Raw genomic sequence first — 19,052 nt, 5'->3', positions numbered from 1 at the left:
TATGCTGTAGTCCTTATTTTCATTTTGACAAAAAATAGCCAAAATCTCAGAAAACCAACAAAATCGATAGGCAAATCTGCAATTTTTATGCCATTAAATTATTTCAAAATCATGCTTCGTTCATCTCATTCAGCTTAATCTGAGCTTTAGAAATGGTAGAAACATTTGATAATGTAAGAATCAAACGATTCTTGTACTCCTTTATTTTGCAAAGTTTACTATTCATCTGTGCAAATCGCATAACTTTTTGGAAAATCTCCGAAGCATAGTAGTCATCTCTTGTAGAAGGCAGTAAATGGCACTTCATAAACCCTCCTTTCAATACAAGCTTCTCAATTCCAAGCTTTTCGGCTTTCCAACGTAAACGTACAGTTTCCATCAAATCTTTCACGGCATCCGGCAGTGGCCCGAATCTATCCAGAAGTTGGCCGGAGAATTTCATCAACTCCTCCTCGTTCTTGATGGTATCTAGTTTGGAATAAAGCCCCAGTCGCTCGCTGATATTAGCCACATATTCTTCGGGAATAAGAAGTTCCAGGTCAGTTTCAATTGTACAGTCTTGGACAAGTACTTTGACTTTTTCTGCCAAGTCAGTTTCAAACAAAGCTGCAAATTCATTCTCCTTCAATTCTTGCACGGCTTCATCAAGGATCTTGTGATACATCTCAAATCCTAAATCTGAGATGAAACCACTTTGCTCGGCTCCCAATAAATTTCCGGCGCCCCGAATATCCAAATCTTTCATTGCCACTTTGAAGCCGTCACCTAAATCTGAGAATTCCTCCAATGTCTGCATACGCTTTCTGGCCTCTGCCGTCAAGCCTGACATAGGCTGGGTAAGTAGGTAGCAAAACGCCTTCTTGTTGCTCCGGCCTACACGTCCACGCATCTGGTGCAAATCACTCATGCCAAACATGTGGGCCCGGTTGATAATAATCGTATTGGCATTCGGAATATCCAGTCCGGACTCAATGATGTTGGTAGAAACCAATACATCGTATTCGTGATGGATAAAATCCACCATGATTTTTTCCAGTTTTTTACCATCCATCTGGCCATGAGCACCTACGACTCGGGCATCCGGCACGAGTTTCATAATCAGATTAGCTATAGAATCAATTTCTCCTACACGGTTATGCACAAAGAAAACCTGCCCGCCTCTCCTTAATTCATAGGAAACAGCGTCCCTGATCACCTCTTCCTGGAAGGTTTGGACTTCTGTGGTAACGGGCTGACGGTTAGGTGGAGGAGTGGCGATTACGGATAGATCTCTGGCTCCCATCAGGGAAAAGTGCAGGGTCCTTGGAATTGGTGTCGCGGTCAGGGTCAGCACGTCTACATTTACACGCAGATTTTTCAGTTGATCCTTTACTTTCACACCGAATTTCTGCTCTTCATCAATTACCAATAGTCCTAAATCCTTAAAGACAATATCCTTATTTACAATCTTATGGGTTCCTACAAGGATGTCGATTTCGCCGGTTTTTACCTGCGCTACGATTTCCTTGATTTCTTTGGCCGTACGAAAGCGATTGATATACTCGATTTTCACAGGGAAATTTTCCAGACGCTCACTGAAGGTCTGGAAATGCTGCATAGCCAGAATGGTGGTAGGTACCAAAACGGCCACTTGCTTTCGGTCATTTACAGCTTTGAAAGCCGCTCGGATGGCTACTTCAGTTTTTCCAAAACCCACATCTCCGCAGACTAGCCTATCCATTGGATAGGTCTTTTCCATGTCGGTTTTTACATCCTGGGTAGCTATTGCCTGATCCGGTGTGTCCTCATAGATAAAGGAAGATTCCAACTCAATCTGAAGTACAGAATCAGGATTGAAAGCAAAGCCCTGTGCTGATCTTCTCTTTGCATACAGCGCGATCAAATCCTTTGCGATGTCCTTGACTTGCTTCTTAGCCCTGGATTTCTTGTTTTCCCAATCAGGAGAGCCCAATTTGGACATGGAGGGTACTGTGCCTTCCTGTCCGGAAAACTTGGAAATTTTATGAAGGGAGTGGATGTTCACATAGAGCAAATCATCGTCTCTAAAGATCAATCGTACAGCTTCCTGCATTTTGCCTGCCACATCCACTTTCTCCAAACCGGCAAAACGTCCTACTCCATAATCCACGTGTACGATGTAATCTCCCGGATGCAACGCTTTCAATTCCTTAATCGTAAGTGCCTTGGATTTGCTGGCTTTATCCCGGGTTTTGTATCGATGAAAGCGTTCAAAAAGCTGATGATCTGTAAAGCAGGCAATTTTAGACTGCCTATCTTCGAAACCTTCCCGCAATCCTAGAAGCATGCTTCGCACCTGAAGTGTCGGATCCAATTCACTGAAAATACCCAGCAGTCGGTCTATTTGCTTGGCATTTTCGGCTGTCAGAATGTTTACAACACCTTTCTTTTCGTTCTCCGAAAGTTGGGTAACCAATAAATCAAAATTCTTGTTGAAAGAAGCCTGTGGCTGCGATTCCCAAGTGGACTGCTTGGCATTTTTCAGATAAAACTGCTTCCCGAACTCTACCCGCGAAAAATTCGCAGATGCCGACGCAAAGTCAGTTCCTTTATCAAATAAATCTCCTGGCCCGAGGACAGTTTTAGTGTTGTTGGTTTTTTTGACGATCTGGTCGAAAGCTAGGGAAGCCTTGTGAAAGCATTCATCCATCACATCCAGTGTCAACTGGTAATCCTTGATCCAGACGATGGTTTGCTCAGGAAGAAAACCCAGAAATGACTGCCTTACTTCTTGGAGAAGCTTCGTTTGTACGTTTGGGATCAGGGCAATTTGATCCACACTGGCGATGGAAAGTTGCGTCTCGGGATCAAAAGTCCTGATACTCTCGATCTCTTTGCCAAAAAGCTCAAGCCTGTAGGGGTGCTCATTGGAAAATGAAAACACATCCAAAATCCCTCCCCGAATGGCAAATTGTCCGGGTTCATAGACAAAATCTGTCCGTTCAAAATCGTAGCTGGCCAAGATTTCGGAGACAAACTCCATATCCACTTGCTCTCCGACTCTAGCCGAAAACGTATTTTCCTGTAGTGAACGTTTGTTGATCACCCGCTCATAAATAGCCTCAGGATAGGTGATGATGATGCGGGATTTCCCTTTTTCCTCCAGCACTTGATTGAGAATCTCGGAGCGCATCAGAACATTTGCATTATCAATTTCTTCGAATTGATATGCCCGCTTAAAACTGGATGGGAAAATCATATGGGCATCACTGCCCAGCAAATTCTGAAGATCAGAATTCAGATAAGCAGCCTCCTCCTTATCCTGTGCCACAATAAGGTGAAACCCTCCCTTTGACTCAAAAAGAGCCGCTAGTAAAACCATATCCAAACTTCCTGATAGGCCTTTTATCTGATGGGTAAGCTTATCGTCACCTGAAACCTCATGTGCGATAGTCTGAAAAATGGGGTCTGATTTATAAATGGAAAGAAAGTCCTGACGATCCAATAGCTTGCGGTTTAATAGTAGGTAGGTGGGGCAAAGTTAGTGCTTTATGAATTCCAACGATTGATTTCAAGCGGCTTTTCATCTGATTATAATTTGATTTTTAACGGTCATCCTGATAGTTACGGTCCACTTACCTGCAAGAGTACCAAAATCAATCCCCCTTTTTTCAATGGAAAGGGTTAAGAAAATTGATCATTATACTAAAGAGCCTTAACTTTTATTCCTGTAAAATTCTCTGAGAGCCACCGAAATCTTTTGAAAACGTATAGTTTCAATCAATGATGCTCACAGAACGCCATATCGAAGAAATCGCCGAACTTCTTGATTGCGGGATGCTGTGCTTCTTTCATGCACCAACAGGAACAATTGAATATCACCCCGATCCGGAGAATCCGTATTTCGATCCGGAGCCTTGGGAAGATCTCTTCGAAAAACTTGAATCTGATTGGGGCAATTATGTGCGATTTGAAAAGATGGATTCGAGAGAGGGATTTCAGGTGATGGAGGATTTCGCCTATTCAATGACTGATACCAATTTTAGAGATAAGCTACTGGATCAACTCTCAAAACGGAAACCCTTTCAGAACTTCAAGTATACGATCGATACCTCTAAGTATAGACAAGGCTGGTTTGACTTCAAAAAGAAAGCCTATATTGATTTTGTGAAACAGCAGCTTAGATAAAAGCATTTTCAGTAGTTTAATCAACCTCCTTTAAATGAAAGGAAAAAAAACCATTAAAACCTAAAAATGGATTTAGTAAAGCATTGTGAATTATGCGAGCACAGGTTGTTCGATTTATCTACAGGTACAACATGCGGATTAACAAACTTGAAACCTGAGTTCAAAGGTAAATGTTTAAACATCAAGTTTGGGGATAATCACATTAGACGTATCAAAGAAGCATGCATAGACTACTATAAAGTAGCGTCAACAAAGTCACTGAATATTACTCACTTTGTTATGTATATGGTAATAGGAATTGCTGTAATGCTTGGTGGATATCTATTAGGGACAATGGCTTGGGATAAAGGTGTCGTTTCTACTGTTCCTTTGATCATCATTGGTGTAGGCTTTTCTATTATTCCTATTGCTGTTGGCCCATTAATAAGTTATAGCCAAAATGTGAGAATTGAGAAGGGTAGGAAATCTAAAATGGATACCCTATTAAAATTATATAATATCGAATATGACTCGGAAATATTGGTAGACAAAGACGTTCATGAGAATAAAGAATACGAGGCTAAAATCACCTTTTCAAGGCTTCACTTCAAATGATTAGTTATTGCTATACAAAATTTCACAATTCTAAACTTTCCATAGGTTTTCAATCCGGGATAAGCTCAGAAGCACAGAAAAGTAGCCGGTTCATTATGTCCTGGGAGGACATAGTTCACGGAAGCTTTAAGTCCTAATTCCTCACCCCCCAATCGCAATCATACTTCGATTATCGGAATGAAGTACCGGGTCGGAGAGTTTTTCCATATTATCCATTCCGGCGCGCACGGCTTTTTTCTTCAGAATAGATTCTAATATCAGGGTTTCCACATTTTCCCCGGCACGCATAGCCGCAAGCAAGTCGGTTTCCTGATTGGAAAAAAGGCAGTTTTTGATACGCCCATTGGCAGTCAAGCGGATCCGGTTGCAGGTTCCGCAGAAAGGGTTGGTAACCGAACTGATAATTCCAAAATCGCCCCGGTAGTCTGTGATCTTAAATTTACGTGCGGTGAAATTTTCCTCGTTTGGAAGTGGCGTTATTCTTTCCGTCCCAAAATGTGCCCCCAATTTTTCCAGTACTTCGGCTTCCGAAACCATCTTGGAGCAATCCCAGCTGTTGCCGTCGAAAGGCATAAATTCTATAAACCGAACAGATACATCAAAATCTCTGGTCAGATTTACCAGATCAACCAGTTCGTCTTCATTCATTCCTTTTACCAAGACCACATTGATTTTTAGGTTGAAGCCTTGATCGTGTAGGATTCGAAAATTATCCAATGTTTTCTGAAAGCCCGTTCTTCTTGTAATCTCAAAAAACCGCTCTTCACGCAGCGTATCCAAACTGAAATTGATGTTTTTGACTCCCAATTTCCGAAAGTTATCCACATGTCTATCAATCAGCAAGCCGTTGGTTGTCAATGATAAGTCCACAGGAAGCTTGGAGAGCCCTTCGAGGATTTCGTAAATATCCTTTCGAAGCAAAGGCTCACCGCCTGTCAGCCGGATCTTATTTACTCCCAGTCCGACAAAAATTCTTGCAAACTCAAGTACCTCCTCCGCACTCATCAGGGAAGCTTTGGGACTGAGCGGAATTCCATCAGCAGGCATGCAGTATTTGCAGCGCAGATTGCACTTCTCTATCAGGGAGATCCGTAAGTAATTGTGGATTCGCCCAAATTTATCTTTTAACTCATGAATACTAGCTGGGTTCATGATTGGCTCCTTTCATTATTCTAAACACATGCAGTAAATGCGGAAAAACCGCATCCATTGATTCCTTAGCTCCATTGGTTGATCCCGGTAAGGCCAACACCAGGCTGTCACCTATGGTGCCTGCCACGGATCTGGAAAGCATGGCAAACGGCATCATCTTCTGCCCATAGCTCCGAATAGCTTCCTCTATGCCTGGAATTCTCCGTTCCAAAATTGGCTCCAACGCCTCAGGAGTGACGTCCCGTTGGGAAAGTCCTGTCCCACCCGTGAAAATGACCAATTGATGCTTCTCAGTAAGTTCAAATGTCCTTGCCCGTATCAGTTCCAGCTCATCAGGGATGACCTCATAGGAGTTTACTTCAACTCCATGTGATTTCAACTTCTCCACAATCGCTTTTCCTGCACGATCTTCTTTAATCCCCTTGGAAATGGAATCTGAGCAAACTATTACTGCTGCCTGAATTTGGGTTGGGTTTTTATCTTTAAAACTGGATTTTCCCCCTGTTTTCTGCACCAAACCAATTTCACGGATGGTAATTCCCTTGTCGATGGGTTTGAGCATATCGTACATGGTCAGGGCAATTACCGATGCGCCATGCATGGCTTCTACTTCCACACCGGTCTTATACACTGTCTTCACTGTAATATAAATTCTGATCTCCAGTCCATCTACCTCATATTCCACCGCAGTGTACTCCACCGGGAGAGGGTGACAATCAGGGATGGTAATGTGCGTATTTTTCACTGCGAAAAGCCCTGCAACTTTCGCCATCTCAAACACATTTCCTTTTGGAACACGGTTTTCCACCACAGCTGCGATGGTTTCAGCAGAACTGACATGGACAATCGCCTGAGCTTTTGCTGTACGAAGTGTGGTGACTTTATGTGTGATATCTACCATTTATTTATCTGATTATCCGTAATCGAGCCAGTTGCCATATTTTCTTTATTTACTTGGCTGGAAGACCGAAGACGGGTGACCGAAGTTACCGTGATGCGAGTGTTTACCATATAAAAAGTCTCTTTTATTCGTTTACTAGTGCAATTGCGGATATACATATTTACTTCAGCTGTTTACTTTCCATTGATAATCGGCATTGTCAAAAATTTCCTTGCCGAAAATCGGAACTTGCTCCTTCACTTGATTGACTAAATATTCTGTGGCTTCATAGACCTGCTTCCTCCGTGGGGAGGAGACGAAGACGAAGATGCAGATCTCTCCAACCTTCACTGTCCCCAAGCTGTGGTATATGTGCAGGCAAGTCAAATCAAATTTCGCAAAAGCTGACTCCCGGATTTCATGCAGTTTTTCATTGGCCATTTCCTCATAGGCAGTGTATTCAATCGCCACTACTTTCTGTTCCCCCACTTCGTCCGCACGTACTTGACCCAGAAAAATATTGTGTGCTCCGATACTATGCTTGCTCTGGTGCTTCGCGATAGAATCAGCTATAAATTCGGAAGAAATCGCTCCTTCAATAAATACTTTTTTCATTTGTAACTCGCTTTTCAATTTATAATGAAATTCAAAAAACTTATCCACCGAATCAATTGTGGTTAAGTTGCCTTGCTTATTTCATGTTCTATCAATTTCAAAATGTCGGTCGCACCCCCTCGAATGGCTTTTACATAAGAGAAACCTGCCGCTTTCAGTAATCTTCCAGCTTTAATTGCTCTTCCTCCAGCTTGGCAAAATAGCGTGATGTCATCCTCTTTGTCCAATTCTCCCAACCTACTTTCCAGTTCAGAAAGTGGGATTTTACGGCAAAACCCAGAGGGAATCTCCGGTCTTTCGCCTACTTCTCTTACATCGAGAAGAATTCCTTTGTGTGCAAAAGCCAGCTCTGGAGTGATCAATTCTACTTTTTCAGAGACTGGGTTAGGAAGGAGTTCTACAGGCTGGTCTGCTAATTGAAAAACTTGCTGCTTATTCGTGAGCGTATTATAGATCAGGATTTTCCCTGAAAGTATTTCGCCGATTCCAAGAATGATTTTTAGTGCTTCATTTGCCTGAAGCATTCCGATGATTCCCACTGTGGTCCCCAGCACGCCAGCTTCTTCACAGTTCAATATGACCTTGTCTTCTTTTGGAAAAAGACTAGAGTATGAAGGACCTCCATTATAATTGAAAACCGAAGCTTGCCCCTGAAATCTGAAAATGGAGCCATAGATCATAGGTTTTTTCAATCCAGAACAAGCTTCATCCAGCGTGTATCGGACTTCCATATTATCCGTGGCATCGATGATCAAATCATAGGACTCAACCAAATTGTCCACATTATCTTCCGACAAAAACTCTGCAATGGCCTCAATCTCCGTAGCCGAATTCATTCGCACTAGGGACTGCTTGGCAGCTTCTACTTTCAGTATTCCAATCGAATTCTCAGTATACAATACTTGCCGATGAAGATTACTTTCTTCTACCCGGTCTCCATCTACAATCCCGATTTTTCCCACTCCGGCAGAAACCAAGTAAGGCAAAACAGCACAGCCCAAACCACCGGCTCCTACCACCAACACGCTACTTGAAAGTAGCTTTTGCTGGCCTGAAGTTCCGATTCCCGGAAGGATGGTTTGTCGCTGATATCGTTCCATCTCAACCTCCTGCAAATGGTGGAAGCAAGGCGATCTCGTCAGAATCTGAAAGGTTCAAAGCTTGTTGCCTGGAGACGATCTTACGATTGACTGCGACTTGGAAAGAGAATTGTCCAATGGCATACTTCGAATCCAGTAGTTCTAGCAACTCAGCCAAACTCATTGCATTATGTTCTAGCGTTTCCGAGTCGCTTTGCGCTGCTTCTGCGATATTTCCAAAATAGTTGACGGTAATCATAGCTTTAATTTAATACAGATAGCTCGAATTAATTACGGAATGGCAAGGTATTCAGGTTTTGGAAAATAAACTCGTCCTCCAAAACCCAGTCTTCTTTGAGTTGCTTTCTTGCCCTTGCCAGATGTACGACCTCGCCGATCACAATGACGGCAGGCGCCCCGATTCCTTGATTTTGGCTGATTTCTAGAATATTCTGAACGGTTCCCACCACTTCTTTTTGCTCAGTATGGGTGCCATTTTGAATAATGGCTACCGGCAAATCCTGCTTACCAAAAGAGGAATAAATTTCAGTGATTTCCTTTAATTTGGCCATTCCCATCAGCACGACCACCGTGGCGGATGATTGTGCTGCCAGAGTCAGATCTTTTGAGAGTGCCCTTTCGCTTGTCGTGCCGGTGATCACCCAGAAGCTTTCTGCTACACCGCGACTTGTCACAGGGATTCCCACCGATGCGGGGACCGCTACGCTGGAAGAAATCCCGGAAATTACTTCTACCTCTATTCCGTGCGCCAAGGCATACATTTCTTCTTCTTTTCCCCGGCCAAAAACAAAGGGATCTCCCCCTTTCACGCGTACCACATGCCCAAATTCAGTTGCATAGTCCACGATCAATTCATTGATCTCATCCTGAGTATGACTGTGATTTCCCTTTCTTTTGCCCACAAAAACCAGCAATGCCCGATTGGCATGCTTCAGAATTTCCTCATTGACTAGGGAATCATAAAGCACTACATCTGCATTGGACAGTGCTTTCACCGCTTTGAGAGTAAGCAGCTCCGGATCGCCGGGTCCGGCGCCTAGGAGAGTGACTTTCGGGGATTTTCCTGTTATGGTTTTCATCTGTTTTTAATTTTTTCTTAAAGGCCATATGCCCGTCTTTCGTCGGACAGGTAATCCCTTCCTGACGGTAGGCGGGCTCGATTTCATGAGTCGAGTTTGTTGAGAGAAAGTAATTCGGCTTTGCTGTTGACATTCTGGACAAGGGATTTCTGATGCGAATTGATGATGAGTTTGTGGTGAGACATCAGATTAACCAGAGGACAGAGTTTTAATTTGTCTGCTGATATGGCATCAGCTAGGATTTCCAAGGTTTCTTTTTTATAAACACCGATTAGAGGATAATCATTCTTTCCATCGCTCAGAAAGGTAACTGATGCTTTTTTCTTCTCTGATTCTTCCGTAAGACTAAGAAGCAGGTCGGCAGTAATCTTTGGCACATCACAGCTGAGGATTAGATTTCGCTCGGATGTGCTGTGACTCAGTGCTGTATAAATTCCGCCCACAGGACCCTTGTCTGCATAAATATCTTCTATCATCGGCAAACCCACCAAGCTATAGTCTCCATTGCTAGTCACCAAAATGATCGTGGAGGTAACCGGCATGATGGCTTCAATTATCCATCGGATAAAGGGTTTGCCTTTGTATAGAACCAAACCTTTTTCTGTTTGCATGCGGACACTTTTTCCTCCACAAAGTATATATGCCGCTATTTCTTTTGAATTTTCCATAGGCTATACAGTCATCAATTTTATAAATGCTATAAATAGCACGATGGAAAGAATGTATTTCAACGTCACGTTTGAGAACTTTTTACTGCCGTAGATTGCACCAAATGTACCGCCTACTACCGCTGCGGGAATCAGGAAACTGGCTTCCATGGGGATCACTCCACCTCCGATGACAAAACCCAAGGCTCCGGAAACAGAATTGACCCAAATGAAAAGGGCGGAAACTGCTGCTGCTTCCTTCATATTTCCCCAACGCAGCAATAGTATTACGGGACTTAGAATGATACCACCTCCGATTCCGATCATTCCTGAGAAAAAACCAATAGCTAATCCAACCAGTACTGCTAAGGGAGTATTCACAGGTTTGTTTTGGTGTGGATCCGTCTTTCCAAAAACTCCTAAGATTCTCAATATTGCGACCAGCAGAAACACCCCAAGAATCTGCTTGTACAGTGTCGCATTGATTGTGATCATGCCTCCGGCAAAAGCTGCCGGAATCGAGGTAATGGCAAATGGATAAAAGAGCTTCCAGCGGAAATGCTTTGCCTGACGAAAAAAAACAAAGGAAATTCCCGCCACGCAAATATTCAAAATCAAGGCTGTAGGCTTCATGATGAGCAACGGAACCCCTGCCAAGGCCATCATCGCCAAGTAACCACTTGCACCTCCATGGCCTACGCTGGCATACATAAAAGCAACCACCGCCAAAATTGCAGAAAAGACAACTATAAAAACAGGATCATGAAGAGCTATCATCCTAATTTCTGTTTATAGGTAAATAACGGATTGATTCTCCGGATTCTAGTAGTTCCTTATGCTCGGGAATCATCACTAAGGCATTTCCCAAAGCATAGGAAATCAACATACTGGAAGCTTGCTTATCGAAAATCTCAATTTCACCATTATACTCCTTTCCCAACAGGAAAACAGTCTTCCCAAACTTATTGAATGTTTGATGTTTCAATGTAGCAGACTGGAAGTTCAGATTGAAATCGGTGTTTCCTGACATGATTTTTAGTGCGGAAAGGGCATAAATCAGAAAACAGGTAAGAGAAGATGCGGGATTTCCTGGCAAGGCAAAAACCAGTGTTTTTTCCGTTTTGCCAAACCAAAGTGGTTTGCCCGGTTTTTGATTCACTTTGTAGAAAATCTCCTGAACAGCATTTGCCTGCAAAGCCTCATAGACAAAATCGTAATCACCGACCGAGATACCTCCGGAGAGTAGCAAAAGATCACTTTCAAGACCATTGGAGACGGTTTTTATGGTCGCATCCAATTCATCTTGGACCTTTAGAATCCGCACTGAGTCATATCCTCTTGACTTCAGTGCAGACTCCAGCATGATGGCATTGCTTTCGTAGACGGATCCGGGCTTCAGGGGACTACCCGCCTGCTGAAGCTCATTTCCTGTAACGATAAGCGTAATTTTGGGTTTGTTAAAGACTAAAACCTCAGTGATCCCAAAACCTGCCAAAAAGCCGATAATGGATTCATTGATCTTTGTCCCGGCCGGCAGCACTTGGTGACCGGCCTTTACTTGTTCACCTACTTCCCGCACATTGGCGGATTTTTCAGGTAATTGAAGAATGGTTATTTTACTTCCATTCACTTCCACATGCTCTTGCATAATGACAGTATCTGCCTGATCGGGCACACGTGCGCCGGTAAAGATCCGAACAGCTTGATTATCGCCAAGCTCAAACTCTAATGCATCCCCTGCTTTGCATTCCCCTATGACTTCCAGGTTGTGGGTTCCGCCACTTCGAAATGCATAACCATCCATAGCGGATTGTCGGAAAGAAGGCGAGCTGATCGGCGCAAAAACTTCTTCCGCCAAAATGCAACCGTAGGCATCCCTAAGGGGTATTTTGCCGGTTGGCAGCTGTTGCGTATGAGTTTTAATTAAATCTAAAGCTTCAGATACTGAAATCATCTTGGTATGGAATCTTGGCTAAAACTATAAAAAATTACGTATAAATACTTACTTTTCTACGTATTTTTTTGTTGAGTCTGACTATTTTTCCTAAAATCAACTTCAATTAATGAAGCTCTGGTATTTTTAGCTCAAAAAAAAACGCTAATCAAAGCGTTTTTAAATTTTTAAACCTTCGTTCATATTTTAACTTCAAAAGGCAAGCTCCACTGCCGCGGTTGGTGTCAGCACTAACAGCTTTTAATACCTGTTTTCTCGTGAGACACTCACAAAAGTCTTAGATTTTTCTAAGGCTACTAGAGTAGTGTTTATCAACAAAACTGATAGGTTTATCCCGTGCTTTTCACGCTTAACATAATAATAGTTCGGCCTGTTTGCTGAGGAGGGTCTTCGGTCATCCTCCTTATTTTTACCAGCTACCACCAGCTCCGCCGCCTCCGAAGCCGCCGCCTCCGAAGCCTCCAAAGCCGCCGCCTCCACTACCACCACCAAAGCCACCACCGCCGAAACTTCCACCTCGCCCTCCTCTTCCACCCAGCATGCCTGCCAGCATGATTGTAGTCCAGAGATCCACTCCTCCTCCTCTTCCACCCATGTGGTTATCATTGTCATTTCTGTTTTTCAAAAGAGGAAGAATTACAAATATGAAAATGAAGAATAGAATCATAAGTATTGCTCCGCCGCTATTGCCGGTAGACTCTACATCCTCAGCTTTGTATTCTCCGGATGCGAGTTTGAAAATCATATCGGTGGCCTCATTTAGCCCTTGATAATATGCTTCCTTTCGGAAATTTGGGAGGATGAGATTTTCTACAATACGTTTTGCCAATGCATCGGGAACCGCTCCTTCCATGCCATAACCGGTCGCAATAAACACCTTGCGATCATCCATCGCAGCCAGAATCAAGATTCCATTGTCATTATCTCCACCACCAATACCCCAAGACTGCCCTAATCGGAAAGCATAATCGGATATATCGTATTGGCCGACAGACCGCATCATCACGATGGCTATCTGGGTGGAGGTGCTGTCGTTGTAGGCAACCAATTTGCTTTCCAATTGTGCCACTTCAGCCGAAGAAAGTGTCTTGGTGAAATCATTTACCAGTTTAGGCGGATTGGGCACAGGAGGAAAATCCTGAGCCTGTAGACCAAGAGTGACAAATAATAAAATTAATAGAAGTGGGCGGATCTTATGATCCAAAAGAAATCTCATCAGGAAGTTCGTTTATGTCTGAATCCCCCTGATAGGGGAAATGCGCTCCAAGTTGCTCGCCGGCCATGTGAATGCCGTCAATCAGACCTTGTGTAAATTGACCCTGTTTGAATAAGCCGGTCATGTGTTCTTTTATTTTTTCCCAGAAATCATCCGGAACTACTTCATTGATGCCTTTGTCTCCTAAAATTGCAAAGCGCTTATCAACTACGGCGAGGTAGAACAATACGCCATTCCGATCTTGGGTTTGATACATCTTGAGCGTGTCAAACACCTTCACGGCACGATCTAGCACCTCGCCTTTACAGCGACTTTCTATATGAACTTGAATTTCTCCGGATGTGGAAACTTCGGCAGTCCGGATCGCATTTACTATAGCGTCCCGGTCTGCCGTTGAGAATAATTTCTCAGCCATGATGAGTTGTATTAAAACTGAACGGTAGGTGCATTTTCGGATCCTGCGGATGCCTCGAAATAACCTTTTTGTTCAAATCCGTACCATCCCGCAAAGATGTTGTTGGGGAAAGTTCTAAGATTTGAATTGTAATCCTGGACGGACTGGTTGAAATTACGTCTCGCTACAGCGATTCTGTTTTCTGTGCCCTCAAGCTGGGCTTGTAGTTCCAGAAAGTTTTGGTTGGCTTTTAGCTCAGGGTAGCGTTCTACACTAACCAATAATCTACCCAGGGCTCCCGATAGCTGATCCTGTGCTCCTTGGAATTCAGCCAATTTCTCCGGTGTAAGGTTCGATGCATCCACATTTACAGAAGTTGCTTTTGCCCGTGCTTCGATCACACCGGTCAATGTCTCTTGCTCAAAGTCCGCATACCCCTTCACTGTATTTACCAGATTGGGAATCAAGTCAGATCGACGTTGGTACTGTGTTTCTACCTCAGCCCATTGCCCATTGATCACTTCTTCCTTTTGGACAAAAGTATTATAGGTCCCTACGGCCTTCGTGTAGATGAAAACACCCACAACCACCAAAATCAGAATAGGAATAAGAAACTTTTTCATGTTTTATAATTGGTTTTATAACTTGGATACACACGTATTTAAGAATAGGAGGTTGGATTATTTTCCTGTCTTCACTCAAAATTACCGCTTTTATCTTAATACAACCCAAAAGGCTCCTAAATCTGTTTCTTTAGAATAATGGTGTATTTATGATCTGTCCAATTGCTTAGATCCTCTCCTTCGTATCTACGAATTTCAAGTTTGACTTCTTTGTCTGGCTCTGATTTTAGCAGTTTGTTAAGTTCGGAAAGTTCCCAAATGAACATAGGTACCCCATTTACCGATAATAGCTCATCGTAAATCTGTATCCCCGCACGCTGGGCCACTGATCCTTGGCGTAGATCGGATACATAGATTCTATTGTTATCATTGGGTATTTTTTTCAAAGTCATTCCGCTCATATCATATTCAAAAGGTGAATAAAAGTTCTCGGCTTTTCGCACCCAGAGACGGCTTCTTGGGTAATCGAAAATAAGCCGTGTTCTCCCCAGTACCTCTGCACCCAAACTGCCAAAGCGACCGGAATCTTTGATTACATAGCTGAATGCCGTTTCCTCGGGATAGGAAGTAAGCACATCATTCAATTTGAAATTTGCAAATTTCAGATAGTCTACCCGACCGATATATCCGTACAAAATACCACCGAGACTTTGGCCCAATGCCGACTCTATGAAAAGCGAGGGCATGGTGATTTTTTCTGTAGTCTCCCGATTGAGGAGCAACCCATGATTCGCACCTGTATCGATAAGCAGCTTGGGGTAGATAAAAGAGCCATCTTTTTGTTTGACTGTAGCATTGATATAAGGCTTGTTTTCATGAATGGCCATATCTAATTTTCTGAAGAAAAAAGGTTTCCATTTTAGGGCATTGGATCTGTAGAAAACTATTTTCTCTTGGTCGTAGTTAATTTTTACGGGATTGTATTTGAAAAATTCATAGCCCACAATCCCATAAACGGGAATTCCGATAACAGACTCCAATTCTAGAAATTCCTGTTCCAATACCAGTAGGCTTTGGAATATACCCTCTAAAGGCCCCAAGTCAAAGTGATTGATGGGAGAAACTGAAGCCATTAAGTTATCAGTGCCATCGGCGCCTACCAGCTTTAATCTTCGTGTATATTCCAGCCCCAAAGCATCTCCAAGCTTTTTGCTAAACAAAATGTTGGATCGGACTCCGGTATCTACCAGAAAATTCAGCGGGGTATTACCATTGATGGAAACAGGTACAATGATGAGACTATTGGAAGAATAGAAAGGGATCTCTACTTTACGTTTTTCTTCCTTCATAAAGAATCCAGGCACTTGAGCTAGACACAGAGCATGCGTGGCAAGAACAAATGCAAGGGATAGAAGTAGACGTTTATTCATAAATTTATGTAAACCCTGATGTCCCAAATAAGTTACTCTGTTTTTCGAGATTTAGAAGGATATTCAGCAAAAACTAGCGGTTTCGCCAGTTCTATTAATGATTTTGGCAATCAAGTTTTAATTAGATTGAAACCAAATTACAAGGATTATGCACTCAGGTTTGCCAAAAAATGGATTATGACTCATCTTTAATTCAAATTAGTACAAAAGCATGGCAGACAAGGCCCTCATAGAAAAGGCTAAAAAAATCTTTGAAAACTTCCTTACAAAGCAGGGAAGCAGGAAAACTCCTGAAAGATTTTCAGTAATAGACGAACTTTACTCTCTTCCGGAAGATGAGCACATGGATGTGGAAGGATTATTCTTGAGCATGAGAAACAAGGGATATACCATCAGCCGTGCTACCATTTACAATACGCTGGACTTACTGGTGGAGAGTGGGTTGGCAGTAAAACACCAATTCAAAGATAAGGTAGCGCTTTACGAGCAAGCACTGACTTACAAGCATCATGATCACCATGTATGTAATCAATGCCGGAAGATTAGGGAATTTTCTGATCCCAAAATCAACGAGATCAAAGAAGAAATAGGCAAGGCTTTTAGATCATCCATCAAAAGTCACTCGCTCGTGCTGTATGGGGATTGTGAAATAGAAAATTGCGAAAATCTGGAAGTGATTTAAGTTTATAACTGTAATGAGCATAAAGGGTAATGTATAGGCTACAAAGCTTTTCACATTGGGAGAACTTGGTTCTAGTCATCGCTTCGGTTCAGCTCTGTGAACGGAAAAATTGATATTCGTGAAGACCTGCCTACCGACAAGGTAGGCTCAAGTATCAGTAAAGTGTAATTCCTATCACTTATTCAACTGCGTTCTCTGCGAATAACTCTGTGCTCTTCGAGGTAAATTTTAATCTAAGAAAAAACCTTCTTATAAATAGGTTTACGGTACAAAAACTGCAGATAAATCAGTGGATATAAGAATAAAGTTGCTAGGCCAAACGGCCCTGAAAACTCCACTTCATCCCTGATTTCTGCATGATTTTCCAGATTTATGATCCGATGTTTGTGCCTCCATTTTTTTAGGAAAAAGGGGAGGACTATACCGATATCTATAAAGTAATATTCCTTTGGGGTCATGCTGTTCTCCGTGATTTTGCTTGTCCATTGCTGCTTGAAAAGTAAGAAACTCAACTCCAGCGAAACCAAGTCTCCGATTTCTGATCCGTCGAAGCGAAGTAATTTTACAGGAGGAAACGGGGGACTTAGCTTAGTAAAAAGGGTCTCATCAAAACCGTTTTTCACAGAGATGTAGTCTTGATTGACTTTGGTAGATAGATTAATCTTCATTTTTTCAGAAGCTTAAGACAAATAAAAGAAAGAGAATAAGCCAAATACCGTCCATGAAATGCCAGTAAAAGGTGAATAAGCGAACACGCATTTTCTCAAATGGATTGGTGTGAAGGATTAGTTTTTGAATTTCATCCTTTCTGCTTTTGTCCAGTTGGAAATACAGAATCAGCGCAAAAATCATCGCTCCCAACAGGTGGAAAATATGTATACCGCTCAGTACGTATAAAAAACTACCGCTTGGAATACCTGTGAATTCTATGCCTTTGGATTTTAATTCAAACCATCCAATTACCTGCAAGAAAGTAAATGCCAATCCCAGAACAACCGTATTTCTTAGCGGCCTAAGTAGTTGATCAGTGTTTTCTTCGTGGTAAGCAATTTTAATGGATGTTGCCGAAAACCCACTTACAACCAGCAAAAAAGTGGAAATCAGAAAGACAATGGGCATTGTCTGATTCATACCGGCAAGGAGATCTCGTGAGGAAAGGAGAAAAGCAAAAGTCAGGAATAAAAATATCAGCCCACTCCCGATCATTCCCAAATAGAGGAGCGTTTCGTATGGATGTAGCCGTTCAATCCGCTGAAACAGGGTTAGTTGTTGCTTTAATTTTGTCATTACTCAGAAAACAGCCAAATGAGACGAAGGTTCAGAGAATTGTAAAAGAACGTGGGCTTATAGCTTTGAGCCCACATTTTGAATCGAACTTTTGATTTTTATGAGAGACAATAACCAGCGCTAGTCATTTTCGAAGTTTGGTTTTAGCCGGATAAAAGCCAACTCGTTTTCTTTTTTTAAATAAGAGTAGATTGAACCATTGTGCACAAAAGTCTTCCTTTCAAAATATTTACCTAGAATCGGAATGCTGTTTTGTAGTTTCTGCTCATGAATTTGGTCTAGTTTTTCGTCAAATACAGTCAAAACAAAGGTGTACTTGTTCTTTTGAGGATCGTCGCCGTCCAGCTCGCGGCTATACCGGTAAAACCTCTGAGCCTTGTGATCCTTGATGAGCGGACCGAAAATCACCTCGTCGTTTTTTCTCTTGACCTAGTACATATAGAGGCGGTGGTCGGTGATGTCTTTTCGGTAGTTACCGGATTTTTGATTTGCGGTGAGTCTACTATGGTATTCCTTGTGGGTTACAGTCCCGCTTTCCTCATCATAATACCACAATTCATTGCTTGCTGAGGTAGATAGAATTACATCAGGGCCGTTCAATAGCAAGAATCTCATTTCGGGAGAGCTGTTTCTTTTACCGATATCATAATCTATCGACACGGTATATTTCTTCAATTGATCCCAAAAGTCAATGGGAACCAACTTCAGTGATTTATCCATCAGATTTACTTTTGCTATTCCCAGCACATCACCTCCTATCTTGAAGTTTCCATAGAAGCTTGCCAAGTAGGAGCCGTCAATGGATATCTCACCGAGCCCATCTATTTCTGTATCAAAAGGAAGCCTGTCTCCCGAAAGACCTCTGTTAACAAGCTCATAAGAATCTACTTTCTTCCCGTATGAATTAACCTTGTGGACTACCCGATATTCTTTAAAAAAGGTATCGCCAAGGAGCGATTTCTTTATTCCGAAGGGGAAATACTGTTTGACACTATTAGGTCCCCTGATCTTGTAGTGGATTACACTGTCAAGGGTCAGCTTTTCCATATTTATCACTTCCACTCTTCCTGTTTCTGGAGTCAGGTTGTACAAAAGCCCTTCGTGGGGGGAATAGTCAGACATGCTGAGATCCATATCCAGATAGATGTTGTCTTTGCCGGCATCGATATACACAGTATCCAGAATGTAATTGAAGTCTGGGGCAACATTGGCAACAGGAAGCTGTATTTCTACGGTTTTCTGCACGCAGGAGACTAAAAGCAGAAAAAGACCTAGAATACAGTATCGCTTCATGTTCTAAAAATTAGAGTCAA

19 protein-coding genes and 1 pseudogene are annotated in these 19,052 nt (G+C 42.4%); 3 read left to right on the top strand and 17 right to left on the bottom strand.

Annotation, left to right across the window (positions count from 1 at the left end; genetic code table 11):
- Nucleotides 1–109: 109 nt before the first annotated feature.
- Nucleotides 110–3,463: a transcription-repair coupling factor gene (gene mfd / locus ID165_RS20335; RefSeq protein WP_192347260.1), complete on the bottom strand. Its 3,354-nt coding sequence runs from the start codon at nucleotides 3,461–3,463 to the stop codon at nucleotides 110–112.
- A gap of 278 nt (nucleotides 3,464–3,741) precedes the next feature.
- Between mfd and ID165_RS20330 the strand changes: the two genes are divergently transcribed.
- On the top strand, nucleotides 3,742–4,146 hold the full coding sequence (locus ID165_RS20330; protein ID WP_192347259.1) for a UPF0158 family protein: 405 nt from the start codon (nucleotides 3,742–3,744) through the stop codon (nucleotides 4,144–4,146).
- A 66-nt stretch (nucleotides 4,147–4,212) separates the two neighbouring features.
- Entirely contained in the window at nucleotides 4,213–4,740 is a 528-nt protein-coding gene (locus ID165_RS20325; RefSeq protein ID WP_192347258.1) for a hypothetical protein, read from the top strand.
- 141 nt (nucleotides 4,741–4,881) lie between these two features.
- Here ID165_RS20325 and moaA read toward each other — a convergent pair whose 3' ends face one another.
- From moaA to ID165_RS20260, 13 genes are all read right to left on the bottom strand, one after another.
- Complete coding sequence (gene moaA, locus ID165_RS20320; RefSeq protein WP_192347257.1) at nucleotides 4,882–5,892, bottom strand: GTP 3',8-cyclase MoaA; 1,011 nt, start codon at nucleotides 5,890–5,892, stop codon at nucleotides 4,882–4,884.
- Complete coding sequence (moaCB, locus tag ID165_RS20315) at nucleotides 5,879–6,793, bottom strand: bifunctional molybdenum cofactor biosynthesis protein MoaC/MoaB (RefSeq protein ID WP_192347256.1); 915 nt, start codon at nucleotides 6,791–6,793, stop codon at nucleotides 5,879–5,881. Before moaCB ends, moaA begins: the two co-directional genes overlap by 14 nt.
- Before the next feature lie 165 nt (nucleotides 6,794–6,958).
- Nucleotides 6,959–7,387, bottom strand: a complete 429-nt coding sequence (locus tag ID165_RS20310; RefSeq protein ID WP_192347255.1) for a molybdenum cofactor biosynthesis protein MoaE — start codon at nucleotides 7,385–7,387, stop codon at nucleotides 6,959–6,961.
- Between the two features lie 62 nt (nucleotides 7,388–7,449).
- Nucleotides 7,450–8,487 (bottom strand): HesA/MoeB/ThiF family protein, encoded by a 1,038-nt coding sequence (moeB, locus tag ID165_RS20305; protein WP_192347254.1) that lies wholly within the window; start codon nucleotides 8,485–8,487, stop codon nucleotides 7,450–7,452.
- 1 nt (nucleotide 8,488) lies between these two features.
- Nucleotides 8,489–8,725, bottom strand: a complete 237-nt coding sequence (locus ID165_RS20300) for a MoaD/ThiS family protein (RefSeq protein WP_192347253.1) — start codon at nucleotides 8,723–8,725, stop codon at nucleotides 8,489–8,491.
- A gap of 28 nt (nucleotides 8,726–8,753) precedes the next feature.
- Nucleotides 8,754–9,566: a uroporphyrinogen-III C-methyltransferase gene (gene cobA, locus ID165_RS20295; RefSeq protein ID WP_192347252.1), complete on the bottom strand. Its 813-nt coding sequence runs from the start codon at nucleotides 9,564–9,566 to the stop codon at nucleotides 8,754–8,756.
- 83 nt (nucleotides 9,567–9,649) lie between these two features.
- Nucleotides 9,650–10,234 carry a molybdenum cofactor guanylyltransferase gene (locus ID165_RS20290; protein ID WP_192347251.1) on the bottom strand — a complete coding sequence of 195 codons (585 nt, stop codon included), beginning with the start codon at nucleotides 10,232–10,234 and terminating at the stop codon, nucleotides 9,650–9,652.
- A 3-nt stretch (nucleotides 10,235–10,237) separates the two neighbouring features.
- Nucleotides 10,238–10,990, bottom strand: a complete 753-nt coding sequence (locus tag ID165_RS20285) for a sulfite exporter TauE/SafE family protein (RefSeq protein WP_192347250.1) — start codon at nucleotides 10,988–10,990, stop codon at nucleotides 10,238–10,240.
- Between the two features lies 1 nt (nucleotide 10,991).
- A complete protein-coding gene (gene glp, locus ID165_RS20280; protein ID WP_192347249.1) occupies nucleotides 10,992–12,167 on the bottom strand; it encodes a gephyrin-like molybdotransferase Glp in 1,176 nt (391 codons plus the stop codon).
- A 409-nt stretch (nucleotides 12,168–12,576) separates the two neighbouring features.
- Nucleotides 12,577–13,383 carry a YgcG family protein gene (locus ID165_RS20275; RefSeq protein ID WP_192347248.1) on the bottom strand — a complete coding sequence of 269 codons (807 nt, stop codon included), beginning with the start codon at nucleotides 13,381–13,383 and terminating at the stop codon, nucleotides 12,577–12,579.
- The gene (locus ID165_RS20270; RefSeq protein ID WP_192347247.1) at nucleotides 13,361–13,798 is read right to left on the bottom strand and encodes a TPM domain-containing protein; all 438 of its coding nucleotides are present in this window, start codon (nucleotides 13,796–13,798) and stop codon (nucleotides 13,361–13,363) included. The genes ID165_RS20275 and ID165_RS20270 overlap by 23 nt, the downstream gene beginning before the upstream one ends.
- Before the next feature lie 11 nt (nucleotides 13,799–13,809).
- Nucleotides 13,810–14,400 carry a LemA family protein gene (locus ID165_RS20265; protein ID WP_192347246.1) on the bottom strand — a complete coding sequence of 197 codons (591 nt, stop codon included), beginning with the start codon at nucleotides 14,398–14,400 and terminating at the stop codon, nucleotides 13,810–13,812.
- Nucleotides 14,401–14,516: 116 nt separating this feature from the next.
- On the bottom strand, nucleotides 14,517–15,770 hold the full coding sequence (locus ID165_RS20260; protein WP_192347245.1) for an aspartyl protease family protein: 1,254 nt from the start codon (nucleotides 15,768–15,770) through the stop codon (nucleotides 14,517–14,519).
- A gap of 211 nt (nucleotides 15,771–15,981) precedes the next feature.
- On the opposite strand from ID165_RS20260, the gene ID165_RS20255 reads away from it, so the two are divergent.
- On the top strand, nucleotides 15,982–16,452 hold the full coding sequence (locus ID165_RS20255) for a Fur family transcriptional regulator (RefSeq protein WP_192347244.1): 471 nt from the start codon (nucleotides 15,982–15,984) through the stop codon (nucleotides 16,450–16,452).
- 233 nt (nucleotides 16,453–16,685) lie between these two features.
- On the opposite strand, the gene ID165_RS20250 is transcribed toward ID165_RS20255, so the two are convergent.
- The 3 genes and pseudogenes from ID165_RS20250 to ID165_RS20235 all read right to left on the bottom strand — a co-directional run bounded on the left by ID165_RS20250 (nucleotide 16,686) and on the right by ID165_RS20235 (nucleotide 19,032).
- Entirely contained in the window at nucleotides 16,686–17,120 is a 435-nt protein-coding gene (locus ID165_RS20250; protein WP_192347243.1) for a hypothetical protein, read from the bottom strand.
- Nucleotides 17,121–17,124: 4 nt separating this feature from the next.
- Nucleotides 17,125–17,739, bottom strand: a complete 615-nt coding sequence (locus ID165_RS20245) for a cytochrome c oxidase subunit 3 (protein ID WP_192347242.1) — start codon at nucleotides 17,737–17,739, stop codon at nucleotides 17,125–17,127.
- Nucleotides 17,740–17,859: 120 nt separating this feature from the next.
- A pseudogene (locus tag ID165_RS20235) lies at nucleotides 17,860–19,032 on the bottom strand (DUF4221 family protein).
- Nucleotides 19,033–19,052 lie beyond the last annotated feature (20 nt).

This window comes from Algoriphagus sp. Y33, assembly GCF_014838715.1.
Lineage (GTDB): Bacteria > Bacteroidota > Bacteroidia > Cytophagales > Cyclobacteriaceae > Algoriphagus.
Note: the sequence above shows the minus strand (reverse complement) of the source record. Positions and strands in the feature narration are given on the sequence as shown.

Bases quoted from the DNA above. Each gene is read 5' to 3' on its own strand.
- glp (WP_192347249.1), bottom strand. From the start codon at position 12,167: ATGATTTCAGTATCTGAAGCTTTAGATTTAATTAAAACTCATACGCAA.
- moaCB (WP_192347256.1), bottom strand. From the start codon at position 6,793: ATGGTAGATATCACACATAAAGTCACCACACTTCGTACAGCAAAAGCT.
- ID165_RS20310 (WP_192347255.1), bottom strand. From the start codon at position 7,387: ATGAAAAAAGTATTTATTGAAGGAGCGATTTCTTCCGAATTTATAGCT.
- ID165_RS20270 (WP_192347247.1), bottom strand. From the start codon at position 13,798: ATGGCTGAGAAATTATTCTCAACGGCAGACCGGGACGCTATAGTAAAT.
- ID165_RS20260 (WP_192347245.1), bottom strand. From the start codon at position 15,770: ATGAATAAACGTCTACTTCTATCCCTTGCATTTGTTCTTGCCACGCAT.
- ID165_RS20290 (WP_192347251.1), bottom strand. From the start codon at position 10,234: ATGGAAAATTCAAAAGAAATAGCGGCATATATACTTTGTGGAGGAAAA.
- moaA (WP_192347257.1), bottom strand. From the start codon at position 5,892: ATGAACCCAGCTAGTATTCATGAGTTAAAAGATAAATTTGGGCGAATC.
- ID165_RS20250 (WP_192347243.1), bottom strand. From the start codon at position 17,120: ATGAAGATTAATCTATCTACCAAAGTCAATCAAGACTACATCTCTGTG.
- ID165_RS20330 (WP_192347259.1), top strand. From the start codon at position 3,742: ATGATGCTCACAGAACGCCATATCGAAGAAATCGCCGAACTTCTTGAT.
- moeB (WP_192347254.1), bottom strand. From the start codon at position 8,487: ATGGAACGATATCAGCGACAAACCATCCTTCCGGGAATCGGAACTTCA.
- ID165_RS20325 (WP_192347258.1), top strand. From the start codon at position 4,213: ATGGATTTAGTAAAGCATTGTGAATTATGCGAGCACAGGTTGTTCGAT.
- ID165_RS20265 (WP_192347246.1), bottom strand. From the start codon at position 14,400: ATGAAAAAGTTTCTTATTCCTATTCTGATTTTGGTGGTTGTGGGTGTT.
- ID165_RS20275 (WP_192347248.1), bottom strand. From the start codon at position 13,383: ATGAGATTTCTTTTGGATCATAAGATCCGCCCACTTCTATTAATTTTA.
- ID165_RS20245 (WP_192347242.1), bottom strand. From the start codon at position 17,739: ATGACAAAATTAAAGCAACAACTAACCCTGTTTCAGCGGATTGAACGG.
- ID165_RS20300 (WP_192347253.1), bottom strand. From the start codon at position 8,725: ATGATTACCGTCAACTATTTTGGAAATATCGCAGAAGCAGCGCAAAGC.
- ID165_RS20255 (WP_192347244.1), top strand. From the start codon at position 15,982: ATGGCAGACAAGGCCCTCATAGAAAAGGCTAAAAAAATCTTTGAAAAC.
- ID165_RS20285 (WP_192347250.1), bottom strand. From the start codon at position 10,990: ATGATAGCTCTTCATGATCCTGTTTTTATAGTTGTCTTTTCTGCAATT.
- cobA (WP_192347252.1), bottom strand. From the start codon at position 9,566: ATGAAAACCATAACAGGAAAATCCCCGAAAGTCACTCTCCTAGGCGCC.